The sequence below is a fragment of the Mycobacterium farcinogenes genome (assembly GCF_019739075.1).
Lineage (GTDB): Bacteria > Actinomycetota > Actinomycetes > Mycobacteriales > Mycobacteriaceae > Mycobacterium > Mycobacterium senegalense.
The window spans coordinates 40886-56779 of sequence record NZ_CP081673.1 but is presented as its reverse complement, the minus strand read 5'-3'; the positions used below and the strand labels follow the sequence as shown (position 1 = coordinate 56779).

Below are 15894 nucleotides of genomic sequence, written 5' to 3'. Positions count from 1 at the left end.
GTTAGTTAGCCGCCCAAATTCTTTCCGGCCCGAAGCGGCGCAGGTCAGCCGGTCCACTCGGTGGCCTTCACGGTCAGGTCGTACCCCAGGTAGAACCCGACCACGGTGCACACGATGGACAGCAGGGGCCAGACCCACAACCAGCGCCGGGTGAAGAAGATCATGACGATGGTTCCGGCGAGCCCGGCGACCAGTCCGCCGCCGATCCAGCCGAACGTCGTCGGGTAGACCTGATCGTCATAGGGGGTCGGGCCGCAGGTGGCGTGGCAGGTGTCGGTCGACATCGCGAAGAACAACGACAGCCAAGCGGCGGCGGCCGCACCGATGACGGCGACGATCCACAGCGCGACCGCGAGGATGACGCTGACCACCGTCACCGTCGTGCCGACCGCGGACCGCCGGCGCTTCGGCGCCGCCGGGGGCGCCACGGGATACGGCTGGGGATACGCCGGCGGGGCGTAACTCGGCGGTTCGCCCTGTGGCCCCGGCCAGGGAGGCATCGTCATCGGAATCAGCGTATCGGCGCAGCGGGGTCACGTTTCGCGGCATTTCTCCCGGCCAAGCAGAGGATGCATACCCCGGTGGGGTACCAGTATGATGGGGGCATGGACGTGGCTGACAGCTCGGGCGCACATGGCTACTCGGCGCAGAAGGAGAACTACGCCAAAAGGCTGCGCCGGATCGAGGGGCAGGTCCGGGGCATCGCCAAGATGATCGACGAGGACAAGTACTGCATCGACGTGCTCACCCAGATCAGCGCCGTCAACAGCGCGCTGCAATCCGTGGCGCTCGGCCTGCTCGACGAGCACCTCGGACATTGCGTGACGCAGGCCGTCTCCGAAGGCGGTGACCAGGCCGAAGCCAAGCTGGCCGAAGCCTCGGCCGCCATCGCGCGCCTCGTCCGTTCTTAACCGCCCAGCGCCTGCTCGATGCGTTCGACCTTCGCGGTGAGCTGCCCGGTATAGCCGGGACGGATGTCGGCCTTGAGCACCAGGCTGACCCGTGGGGATACCGCCGCCACGACATCCACGGCCTGTTTCACCACGGCCATGACCTCGTCCCATTCACCTTCGACGTTGGTGAACATGGCGTTGGTCTCGTTGGGCAGGCCCGAGGCCCGCACCACCCGCACGGCTTCGGCCACCGCTGCGCTGACACTGCCGGACTCATCCCCGCCGGCCGGGCTGATGCTGAAGGCGACAATCACGGACTGCGCATCCTCTCGGGTCGGTTACCGCGCTCGGCAACGTTCTGGCACTACCGTGGCATTCCAGCATGACCTTCAGCGTCACCGGCGAGTCGCTTCCCGCCCGCACCAGCCCGTGGACACCGCGAGTTGCCATTCAACTCGCCGTACTCGCGGCGGCGGCGTTCATCTACGTCACGGCCGAGATGCTGCCCGTCGGGGCGCTCCCCGCGATCGCCACAGATCTTCGGGTCAGCGAAGGCCTGGTCGCCACGCTGATGGCCAGCTACGCCCTCGTCGCCGCACTCACCACGGTCATCCTGGTGCGTCTGACTGCGCGCTGGCCGCGACGCCGGACGCTGGTCGCCACCTTGGTGTGCCTGACCGTCTCGCAGGTGATCTCGGCGCTCGCCCCGAACTTCGCGGTGCTGGCCGGCGGCCGGGTGCTGTGCGCGCTGGCCCATGGGTTGATGTGGTCGGTGATCGCGCCGATCGGCGCCCGTCTGGTTCCGGCCAGCCACGCCGGCCGGGCTACTGCCGCGGTCTATGTCGGCACCGGCCTGGCGCTCGTGGTGGGCAATCCACTGGCCGCGGCACTCAGTGAAGTGTGGGGATGGCGGCCGGCCGTGGCGATCATCGCCGTGGCCGCCGCCGTGGTGGCGCTGGCGGCGTGGACGATGCTGCCGGCGTTGGCGCCCGTCTCGGGCGTCGACCCGACGGCCGGGACGCGGCACCGCCACCGGCGCAACCGCCGGCTGCTCGTCTTGTCGGTGCTCACCCTGATCGGTGTCACCGGGCACTTCGTCGCCTACACCTTCATCGTGGTGATCATCCGGGACGTGGTCGGGATTCACGGACCGCACCTGGCCTGGCTGTTGGCGGGCTTCGGGGTCGCCGGCCTGGCAGGGATGGCCGCCATGGCCCGGCCCCTGGACCTGTGGCCGAAGGCCTCGGTGTTGGGCTGTCTGGGCGCGCTGGCCGCCGCTCTGGTGATCTTGTCGCTGCTGGCCGTCGAATCGTGGTCCGGACGGGCTGTGGTGATGCTCGGTGCGGCAGCGGTGGTCGTGTGGGGCGCGGCCTCCACGGCATTGCCGCCGATGCTGCAGGCCTCCGCGATGCGCACCTCGCCCGAAGACCCCGACGGAGCCTCCGGCCTGTATGTCGCGGCCTTCCAGATCGGCATCATGGGCGGTGCGCTGATCGGCGGCGGCCTCTACGACCACGGAGGAGCGGCGCCGACAGTGGCCGTGGCCGCGGCCCTGATCATCGTTTCGATGTGTGGTGTCGCGTCGTCCCGCGGCGTATTCGTAGTTTCCTGCCCAGCCACGGAGAAGTAACGCGAGCACGCTCACACTCGATAAACACCGCAGTTCAGCGCCGTGCAGTCGGTCGCTGTCGGGGGATCACGCCTTCTCGCGGCAGTAGCTGGTCATAGTGCTGTGAGAGACTGGAGCGAGTTGTGCTGTCTGGAGGTTACTCATGCCGAAATCGGCAAAACGTCGACTGATCACTGCTTTCATGGCTGCGGGGCTGCTCGGTGGGCTGGTGCTCAGCCCGTCCGCATACGCAGACCCGGAGGTGCCACCGGCACCCGTCGACCCTGCTGTTCCGGGACCCCCGCCGGGCGCGTACATCCCGCCGCTGCCGGCCGATCCCGCGGCTCCGGCCGCCGCGGCTCCAGGCGCCCCCACGACTCCCGCGCCGATCGTCAACTACGGATCGCCGACCATCCCCTTCACCGACGGCGACGCGCCGGGCCAGAACTCCACGCCGTTCACCGGTGAGGCGCCGTTCCTGCCGCCGTCGTTCAACCCGGTCAACGGGTCCATGGTGGGCGTCGCCAAGCCCATCTACATCAACTTCCAGCGGCCGATCGCCAACCGGCAGATGGCTCAGGACGCCATCCGGATCACCTCGAACCCGCCGGTCGCGGGCCGCTTCTACTGGGTCACCGACACGCAGCTGCGCTGGCGCCCGCAGGACTTCTGGCCGTCCAACACCGTGGTGAACATCGACGCGGCCGGCACCAAGTCCAGCTTCCGCGTCGGCGACTATCTGGTCGCCACGATCGATGACAAGACCAAGAAGATGGAAGTCATGCGCAACGGGAAGCTGGAGAAGACCTTCCCGGTGTCGATGGGCAAGCCCGACGGCAAGCACGAGACCAAGAACGGCACCTACTACGTGCTGGAGAAGTTCCCCGACATCGTCATGGATTCCTCCACCTACGGCGTCCCGGTGGACTCCAAGGAGGGCTACAAGCTCAAGGTGAAGGACGCGGTCCGGATCGACAACAGCGGCGTCTTCGTCCACAGCGCGCCGTGGTCGGTGGCCGCACAGGGCAACAGCAACGTCAGCCACGGCTGCGTCAACCTCAGCCCGGAGAACGCCAAGTGGTTCTACGACAACTTCGGCAGCGGTGACCCGGTGGTGATCAAGAACACCGGCGGCGGCTGGTACAACACGCCTGACGGCGCGTCCGACTGGCAGATGTTCTAGACGGACCTCGATACAACAAAACCCCTGCCCGCCGGCAGGGGTTTTGTTGTATGTGCGGCCTAGTTCCAGATGCGCACGCGCTTGTCCGGCTCCAGGTACAGCTCATCGGTGTCGGACACGTCGAACGCCTCGTAGAACGAGTCGATGTTGCGGATCACGCCGTTGCAGCGGAACTCCGGCGGTGAGTGCGGGTCCACCGCCAGGCGCCGGATCGCCTCGGCCTCACGGGACTTCGTGCGCCACACCTGGGCCCAGCCGAAGTAGACGCGCTGCACACCGGTCAGCCCGTCGATCACCGGCGCCTCCTGCCCCTTCAGCGACAGCTGGTAGGCCAGCAGCGCGATGGACAGCCCGCCGAGGTCACCGATGTTCTCGCCGACCGTGAACGCTCCGTTCACATGATGTGAGGCGTCGAGCCCACGCGGGGTGAACTTCTCGTACTGATCGATCAAAGCTTTTGTGCGGACTCCGAATTCGGCGCGATCGGCATCGGTCCACCAGTCCACCAGGTTGCCGTCGCCGTCGTACTTGGCGCCCTGATCGTCGAATCCGTGGCCGATCTCGTGCCCGATCACCGCGCCGATGCCACCGTAATTGGCCGCATCATCGGCCTCGGCATCGAAGAACGGTGGCTGCAGAATGGCTGCGGGAAAGACGATTTCGTTCATCCCGGGGTTGTAGTAGGCATTGACCGTCTGCGGCGTCATGAACCATTCGTCGCGATCCACCGGGCCTCCGAGCTTGGCCAGCTCGCGGTCGGAGTTCACCACGTGGCCCCGACGGTAGTTGCCGTACAGATCGTCCCGCTCGACCACCAGGGCCGAATAGTCGCGCCAGCGGGCCGGGTAGCCGATCTTCGGGGTGAACTTGTCGAGCTTCACCAGCGCCTTGGCCCGGGTTTCGGGTGTCATCCAGTCCAGCTCGTTGATGCTGACCCGGTAGGCCTCGCGCAGGTTGGCCACCAACTCGTCCATGCGGGCCTTGGCCTCGGGCGGGAAGTACTTGGCCACGTAGAGCTTGCCCAGGGCGTCGCCCATCAGGCCCTCCACCAGTGACACCCCGCGCTTCCAGCGATCGCGGTTCTGCTCGGTGCCGCTGAGCGTGCGGCCGTAGAAGTCGAAGTTCTCGGCCACCAGCTCGTCGGTCAGCAGCCCGGCGCGCGAATGGATGACGCGCCAGCGCGTCCAGGCCTTCCAATCCTCGAGGTCTTCGCTCGCCCACAGCGCGGCGAACGCGGTCACGTAGTCAGGTTGACGCAGCACCAGTTCGGAGACCTTCTCCGGGGTGGTGCCGAGCGCGCTGAGCCAGCCGGTCCAGTCGAAGCCGGGGGCGTCGCCGGACAGGTCGGCGAACGTGCGCAAGTTGTAGGTCAGGTCGGCGTCGCGGCGTTTGACCACGTCCCAGTGCGCAGCGGCAAGTTTGGATTCCAGCGCGACGATCCGGGCGGCGATGTCGGCGGGGTCCCCGGCGGTGTCACCGTAGACCAGTGCGAACATCCGGGCGATGTGGCCCGGGTAGGCCGCCAGGATCTCGGCGTGCTGCTCGTCGCGGTAGTAGGACTCGTCGGGCAGCCCGAGGCCGGACTGGCTCATGTGCAGCAGGTAGCGCGTCGAATCCTTGGAATCGGTGTCCACGTACACCCCGGCCCCGCCGGACACCCCGGTGCGCTCCAGCCCGCCGAGGACCGAGGCCAGCGCATCGCTGTCGGCAGCGCCGTCGATCAGGGCGAGTTCGGCCAGCAGCGGCGCCAGGCCACGGGTAGCGATGGCCTGTTCGTCCATGAAACTGGCGTACAGATCACCGATGCGCTGCTCGTCGGTGCCCGCCGCGGCGCCGGACGCCGCCGCTTGGGTGATCAGATCGCGGATCTGCTCCTCGGCGCGGTCGTGCAGCAGCCGGAAGGCACCGTCGGTGGCGCGGTCGGCGGGAATCTCGTAGTCGGTCAACCAACGGCCGTTGACGTGGCCGAACAGGTCGTCTTGCGGGCGGGCCTGCGGGTCGACATGGCTCAGGTCGATACCCGACTTGATCGCTTCTACCGTCACCCCGACATTCTTCCAGAAGGCCGCGGGTGCGCTGGGCCGGTTTGGTGGCCGGTACCCTCACGGCCATGCCTGAGGCGCCGAGCACCGACAGCACCGACAGCACCGACGATCACGATCACCCCGGTGGCGTCATCACCGGCTTCCGCTTCGCCTCGGCAGTCGCCGGCGTGATCGCGGTCGTCGCGGTGGTCCTGGGCGCCATGGTGTGGTCCAGTCACCGCAGCGAGACCGACGAGCGCGACTACCAGACCCGGGTGCTGCGGACGGCCGCCGACTGGACCAACGTCCTGATCAACATCAACAAGGATTCCGTCGAGGCGGGCATGCAGAAGCTGCGGGAGGGCACCGTCGGCCAGCTCAACGCCGACTTCGACGCGGCCGTGCAGCCCTACCGCGACCTCGTGCAGCGGCTGCAGGCCCGCACCACCGGCCAGATCGATTCGGTGGCCATCGAATCGCTCTACCACCCGCCGCCGGGTCCGGACGGGCGTCCGGTGCCGGCACCCAAGCCCGAGCTGGCCGGAATGGTTTCGCGCACCGACACCGTGCTGGTGGTCGCGACGTCGGTCAGCGAGAACGCCGGCGCCGACAAGCCCCAGACCGTGCGCTGGAACTTGCGGCTGGATGTGTCCGATGTCGACGGCACCCTGATGGTCTCGCGCTTGGAGCCGATCCGATGAGAAACCGGTTGCGCGTACTGGCTTTCGACGTCGCCGCCCCGCTGGCCGCGATCGCGGCGTTGGTCTACATCGGCCTGGCGTTGGGCTGGCCGCTGTGGTGGGTCTCGTTGTGCTCGGTGCTGTGCCTGCTGATCGTGCAGGGCGTCATCGTCAACGTCGTGCTGGCTCGGCGTGACGGCGTGACGCTGGGCACCGACGACGACGCTCCCGGGCTGCGCCTGGCGGTCGCCGGGGTGGCTGCCGCGGCCGTGGTGGCCGCGGTGACGGTCGGGTACCTGCGCTGGACCGTGCCCGACCGCGCGTTCAACAACGACCGCGACGAGGTGGTGAGGATCGCCAGCAGCGTCTCGGAGGCCACCGCCACCTTCAGCCCGCAGAGCCCGACTGCCTCGATCGACCGTGCCACCGCCATGATGTCGCCGCAGCAGGCTGAGCAGTTCAAGAATGAATTCGCCAATGTGGCAAAGGAATTGGCCAGCAAGAACGTGTCGGCCACCGCTGCCACCATCTCGGCAGGGGTGGAGGCGCTGGGTCCGCAGGTGGCCAGTGTGGCTGTCGTCCTGCGCGGAACTCAGAGTGCGCCGGGCAAACCCACCGACAACGCGGTGATGGCACTGCGGGTGGCGCTGAGCAAGACCGACGGACGCTGGCTCGTCGACAACGTCGCGCCGTTGCACTCGCGCTGAGCGCCGGGCCGGCTCTACTTCGCGGAGCGTTGCGCGGCGAGCTTCGCGAACCGGTCCGAGAGCCGTTGCATGCGTAGCAGCAGCGAGGCCGGCGGGCTCACGGTGCCCTCCAGATAGTCGGCGAAGGACTCGTTGGACACCCCGCAGCGCGAAGCGAATTCGGGCGCCTGCAGTTCGGAACGGCGCAGCATGGCCTGGATCTGGCGGGCGACCTCGGCGCGCTCGGTGGCCTCCAGGTGCTCGCGCGTACGCACCAGCACCTCCGACAGTGCCTTGGATACGCCGTAGGGCCGGGCGGTCTGCAGCACTTCCTCGACCTGGCGGGCGGTGCGGCCGTACGGATCACGCTTGATCGCGGCGACGATGCGCTGCCAGACCGCCATGTCGTCGGTCTCCAAGGCCGCACGGATCGCCGCGGTCGACCAATACTCGACCGGCCGGTCGTCGAATGCGGGTTGGCGCTGCGGCGCGGCGGCCTTGGCCGGACGTTGTTGTCGTGGCTGTGCCGGCTGCTGCGAACGCTGTACCGGTGTGCGTGGTGTCTGCGTGCCCTGCCCCTGTGTGCGCTGTGTCTTCGTGTCTTGGCCAGGAGCGCGTTGCTCCTGCTTCCGTTGTACCTGGGCGGGCGCCTTCTGGGGGCGTTGTGCGGAACTGCGTTGGGCCGAATCGCTTTGGGCCGAGGTGCGCGGGGTCGCCGCGCGCGGTGTGGAAGTGGTGCGCTGGGACGGCGCGGTGCGTTGGGGCGTCCGCTGCACGGGGGCGCGCTGCGCTGAGGTGCGCGGTGCCTGGGCGCCTTGGGTCCGGGGTGCGGCAGGACGTCGAGGAGCAGACGGCTGCACCGGCTGAATCTCGTCGCGACGGGAAATCCGCGCATCTCTCGATTCGCGGACGTCGGGCGCCAACGTCACTTCGCCTCCTCCAGCATTGCTACCGCAACTGACAGGCAGCGCTGCCTGACCTTCTCCCATTCGGCAGCTGCATCCGGGTCCGACATCACGAAGTCGTGCTCATCGGACGGCTGCGGGTCGGCCAGCCGGCGCACCAGCTGCGTGGCGACCCATCTGCTCGTCGGGTTCTGCCCACAGTAATACCGGTCCATGCCCGACAACACCAGAGCTGCAGTTTCGGTTTCTACCGAATCGACGAGATCAGCAAACTCTTCATAGTCCTTGGCGCTGTTACGGCACATGATCAGATAACTTTTCAGCCGCAGTGTTTCGGCGCCGGTCGGGATCTGCAGCCGGTCCCCGGTCGGCAGTTGCACATTGGTGGTCTCCACCGGGCCGAGCCGCTCCATCGGTGCCCGCCCCGCATCTGCCTCGGTCTCCAATGCATCGACGGCCACCGAGAGCCGGCCTCGCCACATGGTGACCGGATGTACGCCCGGGCACCGCTTGGGGCCACCGGGCCGCCGGGCCGCCAGCCGCGATGACGGTTTGCTGCAGCCGCTGAACGCCAGTGGGTCGGCGACGATGATGGTTTGCGGCGCAAGGTGTTTCATCTTGGCGGCGGTGCGCACCATCATGCGCAGGTCCGATCCGCTCGGCCCCAGGGCGGAGATGTCGTCGGGAATGATCACCAGGTCGGTGACCTCGACCTTGGGTAGCGGCTTCTCGAAATCGACCTCGGGCAGCAGCCGATCCAGCCAGTGCGGCAGCCACCAGTTCCACTCGTCGAACATGGCCATCAGTGCGGGCACCAGGATCAGCCGGACCACGGTCGCGTCGACGGCGATGGCCACCGCGCACGCCACCCCGAGCTGTGCCACCAGCGGCATGCCGGCAAAAGCGAACCCGATGAACACCGCGATCATGATCAGCGCGGCGCTGGTGATGGTGCGTGCGCTCGTGCTGACGCCGTAGGCCACCGCGTCGCGGGTGCTGTTGGTTTGCAGGAACCGTTCCCGGATCCGGGTGAGCAAAAAGATCTCGTAGTCCATCGACAGGCCGAAGGTCATCGCCAGGACGAGCGGCGGAACCGTGCTGTCGAGGGAGCTGATCTTCTCGAAGCCCAAGCCTTCGAACCAGCCCCACTGGAAGACGACCACCAGGCTGCCGTAGGCCGCGGCCACCGACAGCACCGTCATCAGCACGCCCTTGAGCGCCAGGAACACCGACCGGATCGACACCAGCAGCATCACGAACGCGATCAACGCGACGAACAGGAACACCAGCGGCTGGGTACTGGAGACCCGGTCGTCGAAGTCTTTGATGAGCGCTGTCGGCCCGCCGACGTCGACCCGCGCATCCGAGCCCGCGGCCTGCGGCAGTTTGTCGCGCATCCAGTCGATGGACTCGCGGGCCGCCAGATCCTCGGGGTCGACCTTCAGCACCGCCGACAGCAGTGCGCTGTTGTTGTTGTCGGAGAACACCGGCGGCTGCACGGTCTGCACGTTGGGTGCCCGCGTCATCTCCTGGCGCACCGCGTCGAGCGCGGCGGTGCCGTTGGAAGACGACGCGTCTCCGTTGGGGAAGGTCACCAGCACGCGCACGGGACCCAGCGCTCCGGGGCCCAGCGCGTCCGCGGCCGCGTTGACCCCGCCGCGGATCTCGTGGGTGGGTTCGAACTGGCGCTGCATGCTGTTGCCCAGCACCATGCCGAAGGCCGGTGCCGCCAGGATCAGCAGCAGGATCGTCGCGGCGACGGCCGACGCCCACGGCCGGCGCATCACCGCGCCGGTCCAGCGGGTCCAGAACCGTGACTGCGTCGCCTCGGCACGTCGGGACCAATGCAGGTACGACGAGCGCTTGGCTGCCGCGCTGCCGAACGTCGCCAGCACGGCCGGGGTCAGGGTGGTAGAGGTCAGCACCGCGACGGCGACGGCCAGGATCGCGCCGGTCGCCATCGACACCAGCACCGGCGTGTTGATGAGGTAGATGCCGGTGACCGAGGCGATGACGGTGAGTCCCGAGAGGGCCACCGCCAGGCCGGACGTGGACATCGCCGCGTCGACCGCATCGGCCGGATCACGCCCCGCACGCAGCTCCTCGCGGTAGCGCATGAGGATGAACAGGGAGTAGTCGATGGCCAGGGCGATGCCGAACATCGACACCGTCGACGTGACGAACACGCTCATTTGCGTGTACATCGACAGCAGATAAACCAGGCCCATGGTCACCACGACCGTGCAGATGCCGAGCACGAGTGGCAGTGCCGCGGCGGCCAGTGAGCCGAACACCGCCAGCAGCACGATCAACACGATCGGCAGGTTCCATTTCTCGGCCGCGGCGATGTCGTGCTTGGTGGCCTGGGTCGCGGCGGCACCGAGTGCGCCCTGCCCGATGACGTAGAACTTGACCTTGCCGTTCTCGCTCTCGCCCGGCTCTTCGCCGTGCACCCCGACCTTCTGGCGCAGCTGCTTGGCCACGTCCACCGCGCCGGTGTTGTTGAAGTCCAGCTGCAGGGTGATGACGTACGGCCGGTCGGGCTGCGGGGCCGGCTGCTGGGGGTTCGGCACGATCTTGACACTGGGTACCTCGCCCGCGACCTTCTCCAGCCACACCACCGCGGCATTCATGTCCTGGAACGAGGCGTCGGCGCGGGGAGCCGCGATCAGGGCAAGCGGGGACGCGCCCTGGTCCGGGAAGTGTTCCTCGAGTTGCCGCTGGACGTGGAGCGACTGTGAACCTTCGACGTCGAACCCGCCGCCGGTGAGATTCGACGACTGGTTGATCGCGAGGTAGATCGAGGGCACCAGTAGCAACAACCATGTCGCGAAAACCGCCCAGCGGAATCTGCGCAGATAGCTGCTCAAGCGCATCATGAACTGCTGGATGCGAGGTCCCCGCTTTCTCCCCCCAACGTGGCTGGGCGTGTCCTGGCTCGTGTCAGCGAGAGCGTACCTCCACCGGTGTAATGTGGCTCGCTCTCTGCAGGTTCTGAGATCTCGCTGAGACATCTCACAGCTGGCATCCGTACCGTTGCCGGGGTTGTCGGCCTGGCCGTGCTAACGGATTCGCCCGGCCCGGCGACATAGCCAAGGACGACCCCGGCTGACGCATGCGCCGGGGCCCACGCCGAAGGAGTACCCCATGCAACCGACCAACGGTGGACTGCGCCGCGGTCTGGCCGCCGCGCTCGCGGTGACGGGCGTCGGCGGTGCGATGGTGGCCGCATTCATGGTCCCGTCCGCCACGGCGGCGACCGATCCGTGTGCCGCCAGCGAGGTCGCCCGCACGGCGGGCAGTGTGGCCACCAACATCGGCAATTACCTGGACACGCACCCGCAGACCAACCAGGCCCTGACCACCATCAGCCAGCAGCAGGCCGGGCCGGAGTCGATCGCCGCGCTCAAGACGTATTTCGACGCCAATCCGCAGGCCGCCAAGGACATGCAGCGGTTGCAGCAGCCGCTGGCCAATTTGGGTACGCGCTGCAAGTTGCCGGTCAGCCTGCCGCAACTGATGGGCCTGGCGTCGGCCACCCAACAGGGCGGCGGGACGGCCGCCGGTGGTTTGCCGGGCGGGTTGCCCTCGGCGCAGAACGTCGGGGTGCCCCGCGCCGCGGTGCCCGCACAATCCTCGCCGGCCGCGGCGGTGACGGCGGGCTCCGGTCCGCTTCCGGGCCCCGCGACGTCCTCGACCCGCTAGGCCGGCCGCCGTCGCGTCGCCGTGAGCGACATCGTTGAACTGCGGATTCATCGGGCGGCGCGGCGGTTTGCGCGCAAGGCAGGAAAGTCGTCAAGGATTCTGCTTAGCTTTCCTTCAGCCGTTAACCGTCTGGGGTTGCGGCCTCCCCATACCGATGAAGGAGCTCGACCATGTTGCTCTCGGCCCGTAATGCGCGGCGCGTGGTAGCTGGCGTGGCAGGCGCCGGCGCTGTAGCCGGTGCGATGCTGTTCGGCGCCATCCCGTCGGCGCTGGCCGACGACCCGGCGAACAACCCCCCCAACTGCAGCGCTGCCGACCTGGCCGGTGTGGCTTCCGGGGTGTCGGCATCGACCTCGGCATACCTGTTCACCCACCCCGACGTGAACAACTTCTTCACCAGCCTTGAGGGCCTGCCGCGCGAAGAGGTCAAGACCAAGGTGCACGACTACCTCGAAGCAAACCCGCAGACCAAGGCCGAGCTGACCGGTATCCGCCAGCCGCTGGTAGACCTGAAGAACCGCTGCGGCGAAGCTCCGGCTCCCTCCATCCCGTAACCGAGTGCGGGTGGAAGCTACCCCCGCCAGCGGTGAAGGACACGTGACGCCCGAGAGTGTTAACCGCACGGTGCTGATGGTCGACGACGACCCGGATGTGCGTACCTCGGTAGCCCGCGGACTGCGGCATTCGGGGTTCGACGTCCGGGTCGCGGCGTCCGGCAAGGAGGCGCTGCGCCTGTTGTCGAACGAGTCGCACGACGCGCTCGTCCTCGACGTCCAGATGCCGGAGCTCGACGGTGTCGCCGTGGTCACCGCGCTGCGCGCCTTGGGCAACGACATTCCGATCTGCGTGCTTTCGGCCCGCGACACGGTCAACGACCGCATCGCGGGGCTGGAAGCCGGCGCCGACGACTACCTGACGAAACCGTTCGACCTCGGCGAGCTGGTCGCCCGGCTCAACGCGTTGCTGCGCCGGGCCAGCCACACCGATCGTCAGTCGGACACCATGACCGTCGGGGCGTTGACCATCGACACCGCCCGCCGGCTGGTGTTCGTCGCCGGGGAACGCGTGGACCTGACCAAGCGCGAGTTCGATCTGCTGGCAGTGCTGGCCGAGAACACGGGTGTGGTGCTGTCCAGGCAGCGGCTTCTCGAGCTGGTCTGGGGATACGACTTCGACGTGGACACCAACGTGGCCGACGTCTTCATCTCGTACCTGCGGCGCAAGCTGGAAGGGCCCGACGTTCCACGCGTCATCCACACCGTTCGCGGAATCGGATACGTACTGCGCGAAGATGCCTGAGGTCATCATGAGAACCGGGGTCAGGTGCGACTTTTCAGCCTGATCCGCTCGGCGTCGTTGCGTACCAGGGTCGCGGTGGCCTCGGCGCTGGCGGCTGCGGCCGTGGTGGCGGTGTTCACCATCCTGACGTCAGTGGTGCTGGCCAACAACGACTCCGCACAGTTGGACCGCCGACTCGATTCGATCGTCGATGCCAGCATCAGCCCCGAGCATCTGCAGGATCCCACGCGCGGGGTGCTGACCACCGGCCGCTCGCGTTCGACGGGGCAGGTGGTGTTCCAGCGGGGTTTCCAGTTGCCTGTGCTGCCGCTGGGCACCGAGACCGTCGAGGTGAACGGTGTCGATTACCGGGTGCGCACCGTCTACGTGGACCAGCACGGCGGAGTGCTGATGTCCATCGGTATCCGCGCCGACAGTATCTTGTTGAGCCCCAACAGAATTCCGCTGTACATCGGTTTCGGCGTGGCCACCGTGCTGGTGGCCGGCGGGCTGGGGTGGCTGCTGGCCGGGCCGGCCATCCGGCCGCTGCGCAAGCTCACCGAACACACCTCGAAACTGGACAGCGGCACCGACACGATGCCCAAGGTGCGCGGTGTGCGGGAGGCCGAGGACCTGTCGGAGGCCATGGCGGGGATGCTCACCAGATTGGCCGCCGCGCAGCGTGCCACCACCAATTCCCTTCAGGCCGCCCAGGATTTCGCCGCCAACGCCGCCCACGAACTGCGCACGCCGCTCACCGCGATGCGTGCCGACCTGGACACGCTGCGGATCCACAATCTGCCGGAATCAGAGCGCGACGAAGTGGTGGCCGACCTGTCCAGGGCGCAGCGCCGGGTCGAGGCGATCATCACCGCGCTGGGCCAGCTCGCTTCGGGGCAGTTGGCGCAGGCGGAGGACCGCGAGCTGATCGATATCGCCGACCTGCTCGACCGGGTGGTCAGGGAGAGCGCCAGAGGCAGTGAGCACGTCCAGATCGACGTGCAGGTGGCCGACGACGTCGGCCTGGTGATGGGTTGGCCCGGCGGGCTGCGCATCGCGGTGGACAACCTGGTGCGCAACGCCATCATCCACGGTGAGGCCACCCGCATCGCACTGACCGCTCACCGCGGTGACGGGCACCTGGTCATCACCGTCGACGACAACGGCCGCGGCTTGCCGGTCGAAGAGCACGAGACGGTACTGGGACGCTTCCGCCGGGGTAGCACCGCGATGGCCGGCGGTTCCGGTCTCGGGCTGGCCCTGGTGGCCCAGCAGGCTCAGTTGCACGGCGGTGAGATCACGTTGTCACACGGCCCGCTGGGTGGTCTTCGTGCCGTTCTGACAGTGGCCCTGTCGCCGACGGGGGATGCGACTCAGGCGGATTGACGGCGCCGCAGTGCCGCGAACGCGGCCCGCCAGCCCAGCAACAGCGCCGCGGTCACCAGCGAGGCGACGACGATGAAGCTGACCGCCACCCCGGCCGAGGTCAGTTTGCGTAACACCATGCCGACCACCACGGTGCTGACCCACACCACCACCCCGGTGGGTGCCAACGACGTCGGCCGCTGCCACCCGCGCGCGAGCAGCCAGCCCACCAGCGTGCCGGTCAGGAACGGCCAGGCCGTCTCGGCGACCCCCGCCACGGTGATGCCCTCGGCGTGGCTGCGCCGTCCGATGGTGCAGAACACCACCACGCAGATCAGGTCGGCCACCAACGCCGTGCCGCTAGCTCGTCGCATATGTCATCACATCCAGTACCAGTGGGCTGACGTCGGTTTGGTCGCGCTCGGCGAAGCCCGGTTGCCGTGCGGCCGGCTTGCCGTCGAACAGTGCGTCGGCGGCGGCCAGTGAGGTGAGCCGCGAATCGAGCCGGAACGATTTGAAGGTAAATGGTAAGCCATTGGACGCCAACGGATCCGGGCCGTCCATCACATGGAAGTGCAGGTGCGGTGCGTCGGAGTTGCCGGAGTTGCCCAAGGCACCAATGACCTGCCCGGTGCTGAGTTTGTCACCGGGCTTGACTTTGAGGCTGTTCGGTTGCAGGTGGGCGTAGAAGGCGTAGTTGCCGTCGCCGATGTCCTGCACGATGTGGTTGCCGCCGTACTGCTGCAGCGTGAGGTCGCGCGGCGTCACCCCGGGAACCTGCTCGTTCAGGCCGTCGAGCACCGCCACCACGGGCCCGTCGGCCACCGCGTGGATCTCCGCGCCGAAGTAGGGGTAGCTCTGCACCTTGGCGCGGTCTCCGGCGTACAGTCGCCCGTCGGCGCCGAGCTGCACGTAGTCGATCGCGAATCGTTCTGCGGCCCACACTTTTCCGTTGATGGGATTGAGCGCCATCCGGTGCGGGGTCATGTCGCAGCAGCTGTTGGCGTCCACCCAGTTGTCGCCGGTCAGCGGCGGGGCGATGGACACCGGCTTGCGGGTCTGAACCGACACCGGAGCCACTGACTCGGTCAGGGTCGGCGGTACCAGTGGCGGCATGGGCCTGGCCACGGTGATCGCGAGTTCGTGGGTGAGCTCGGTCGGCACCTGGGCCGGGTCGTCGGCGACGACATCCAGCCACACGTAGGCGCTCTGGCCGGGGTTGAGGACGTTGGTTCCGGCCGCGGAGTTACCGACCGCCCTGGTCCAGTACTTGAGGCTGTCCCCGGACAACGTGAGCAGCTTGCGGTCGGCCGTCGCGGCGCTCAGCGAGTTGAGCGTGACCGTGCCCGGTGAGGTGTTGGTCAGCATGAGTTCATAGGCCAAGTGGGTGCGGCCATCGGTCGCTGCGACCGGAACCGGTTCTGCCAGAACCGATCCCACCACCGGAGTGACTACGGGCGGGGCCGTGGTGGTTGTGGTGGACTCAGACTGTGGAGCCTGTGCCGACGAGCACCCGGCCACGGTCAGGGCGAGCACTGCGATCGGATACCGGACTCGCATGGAAGT

General features: G+C 67.8%; 15 protein-coding genes and 1 pseudogene. 9 read left to right on the top strand and 7 right to left on the bottom strand.

The features are described from left to right. Positions 1–44 precede the first annotated feature (44 nt). Positions 45–506, bottom strand: coding sequence for a hypothetical protein (locus K6L26_RS00230; protein ID WP_131722533.1), 462 nt, complete (start codon positions 504–506; stop codon positions 45–47). 99 nt (positions 507–605) lie between these two features. On the opposite strand from K6L26_RS00230, the gene K6L26_RS00225 reads away from it, so the two are divergent. Beyond that, entirely contained in the window at positions 606–911 is a 306-nt protein-coding gene (locus K6L26_RS00225; protein ID WP_003884906.1) for a copper-sensing transcriptional repressor RicR, read from the top strand. On the opposite strand, the gene K6L26_RS00220 is transcribed toward K6L26_RS00225, so the two are convergent. Continuing rightward, the gene (locus K6L26_RS00220; RefSeq protein WP_019346940.1) at positions 908–1207 is read right to left on the bottom strand and encodes a thiamine-binding protein; all 300 of its coding nucleotides are present in this window, start codon (positions 1205–1207) and stop codon (positions 908–910) included. The genes K6L26_RS00225 and K6L26_RS00220 overlap by 4 nt on opposite strands. Before the next feature lie 68 nt (positions 1208–1275). On the opposite strand from K6L26_RS00220, the gene K6L26_RS00215 reads away from it, so the two are divergent. Beyond that, positions 1276–2523 carry an MFS transporter gene (locus K6L26_RS00215; RefSeq protein WP_048896307.1) on the top strand — a complete coding sequence of 416 codons (1248 nt, stop codon included), beginning with the start codon at positions 1276–1278 and terminating at the stop codon, positions 2521–2523. A gap of 142 nt (positions 2524–2665) precedes the next feature. Then, positions 2666–3685 (top strand): L,D-transpeptidase, encoded by a 1020-nt coding sequence (locus K6L26_RS00210; RefSeq protein ID WP_036390553.1) that lies wholly within the window; start codon positions 2666–2668, stop codon positions 3683–3685. Positions 3686–3744: 59 nt separating this feature from the next. On the opposite strand, the gene K6L26_RS00205 is transcribed toward K6L26_RS00210, so the two are convergent. Continuing rightward, complete coding sequence (locus K6L26_RS00205) at positions 3745–5730, bottom strand: M13 family metallopeptidase (RefSeq protein ID WP_019344387.1); 1986 nt, start codon at positions 5728–5730, stop codon at positions 3745–3747. A 65-nt stretch (positions 5731–5795) separates the two neighbouring features. Between K6L26_RS00205 and K6L26_RS00200 the strand changes: the two genes are divergently transcribed. Together K6L26_RS00200 and K6L26_RS00195 are read left to right on the top strand one after the other, a co-directional pair. Further along, a complete protein-coding gene (locus K6L26_RS00200; protein ID WP_221852378.1) occupies positions 5796–6410 on the top strand; it encodes a hypothetical protein in 615 nt (204 codons plus the stop codon). Then, on the top strand, positions 6407–7096 hold the full coding sequence (locus K6L26_RS00195) for a hypothetical protein (RefSeq protein WP_019344385.1): 690 nt from the start codon (positions 6407–6409) through the stop codon (positions 7094–7096). Before K6L26_RS00200 ends, K6L26_RS00195 begins: the two co-directional genes overlap by 4 nt. 14 nt (positions 7097–7110) lie before the next feature. Here the strand turns inward: K6L26_RS00195 and K6L26_RS00190 are convergent. Both K6L26_RS00190 and K6L26_RS00185 read right to left on the bottom strand, forming a co-directional pair. Next, positions 7111–7572: pseudogene (locus K6L26_RS00190) on the bottom strand (XRE family transcriptional regulator); the annotation flags it as partial. A 428-nt stretch (positions 7573–8000) separates the two neighbouring features. Further along, complete coding sequence (locus K6L26_RS00185; RefSeq protein WP_048896306.1) at positions 8001–10859, bottom strand: MMPL family transporter; 2859 nt, start codon at positions 10857–10859, stop codon at positions 8001–8003. Positions 10860–11127: 268 nt separating this feature from the next. Here K6L26_RS00185 and K6L26_RS00180 point away from each other — a divergent pair, with 268 nt between their 5' ends. The 4 genes from K6L26_RS00180 to K6L26_RS00165 all read left to right on the top strand — a co-directional run bounded on the left by K6L26_RS00180 (position 11128) and on the right by K6L26_RS00165 (position 14349). Next, on the top strand, positions 11128–11685 hold the full coding sequence (locus K6L26_RS00180) for a hemophore (protein ID WP_019346134.1): 558 nt from the start codon (positions 11128–11130) through the stop codon (positions 11683–11685). Between the two features lie 170 nt (positions 11686–11855). Further along, complete coding sequence (locus K6L26_RS00175; protein ID WP_019346133.1) at positions 11856–12239, top strand: heme-binding protein; 384 nt, start codon at positions 11856–11858, stop codon at positions 12237–12239. A gap of 76 nt (positions 12240–12315) precedes the next feature. After that, the gene (locus K6L26_RS00170; protein ID WP_047328202.1) at positions 12316–12984 is read left to right on the top strand and encodes a response regulator transcription factor; all 669 of its coding nucleotides are present in this window, start codon (positions 12316–12318) and stop codon (positions 12982–12984) included. A gap of 24 nt (positions 12985–13008) precedes the next feature. Then, positions 13009–14349 carry a HAMP domain-containing sensor histidine kinase gene (locus K6L26_RS00165; protein WP_043369039.1) on the top strand — a complete coding sequence of 447 codons (1341 nt, stop codon included), beginning with the start codon at positions 13009–13011 and terminating at the stop codon, positions 14347–14349. Here the strand turns inward: K6L26_RS00165 and K6L26_RS00160 are convergent. Together K6L26_RS00160 and K6L26_RS00155 are read right to left on the bottom strand one after the other, a co-directional pair. Beyond that, positions 14337–14702, bottom strand: coding sequence for a DUF3054 domain-containing protein (locus K6L26_RS00160; RefSeq protein WP_019346130.1), 366 nt, complete (start codon positions 14700–14702; stop codon positions 14337–14339). The two genes, K6L26_RS00165 and K6L26_RS00160, sit on opposite strands and share 13 nt — an antisense overlap. After that, positions 14689–15888, bottom strand: coding sequence for a M23 family metallopeptidase (locus tag K6L26_RS00155; RefSeq protein WP_047038772.1), 1200 nt, complete (start codon positions 15886–15888; stop codon positions 14689–14691). The genes K6L26_RS00160 and K6L26_RS00155 overlap by 14 nt, the downstream gene beginning before the upstream one ends. Positions 15889–15894 lie beyond the last annotated feature (6 nt).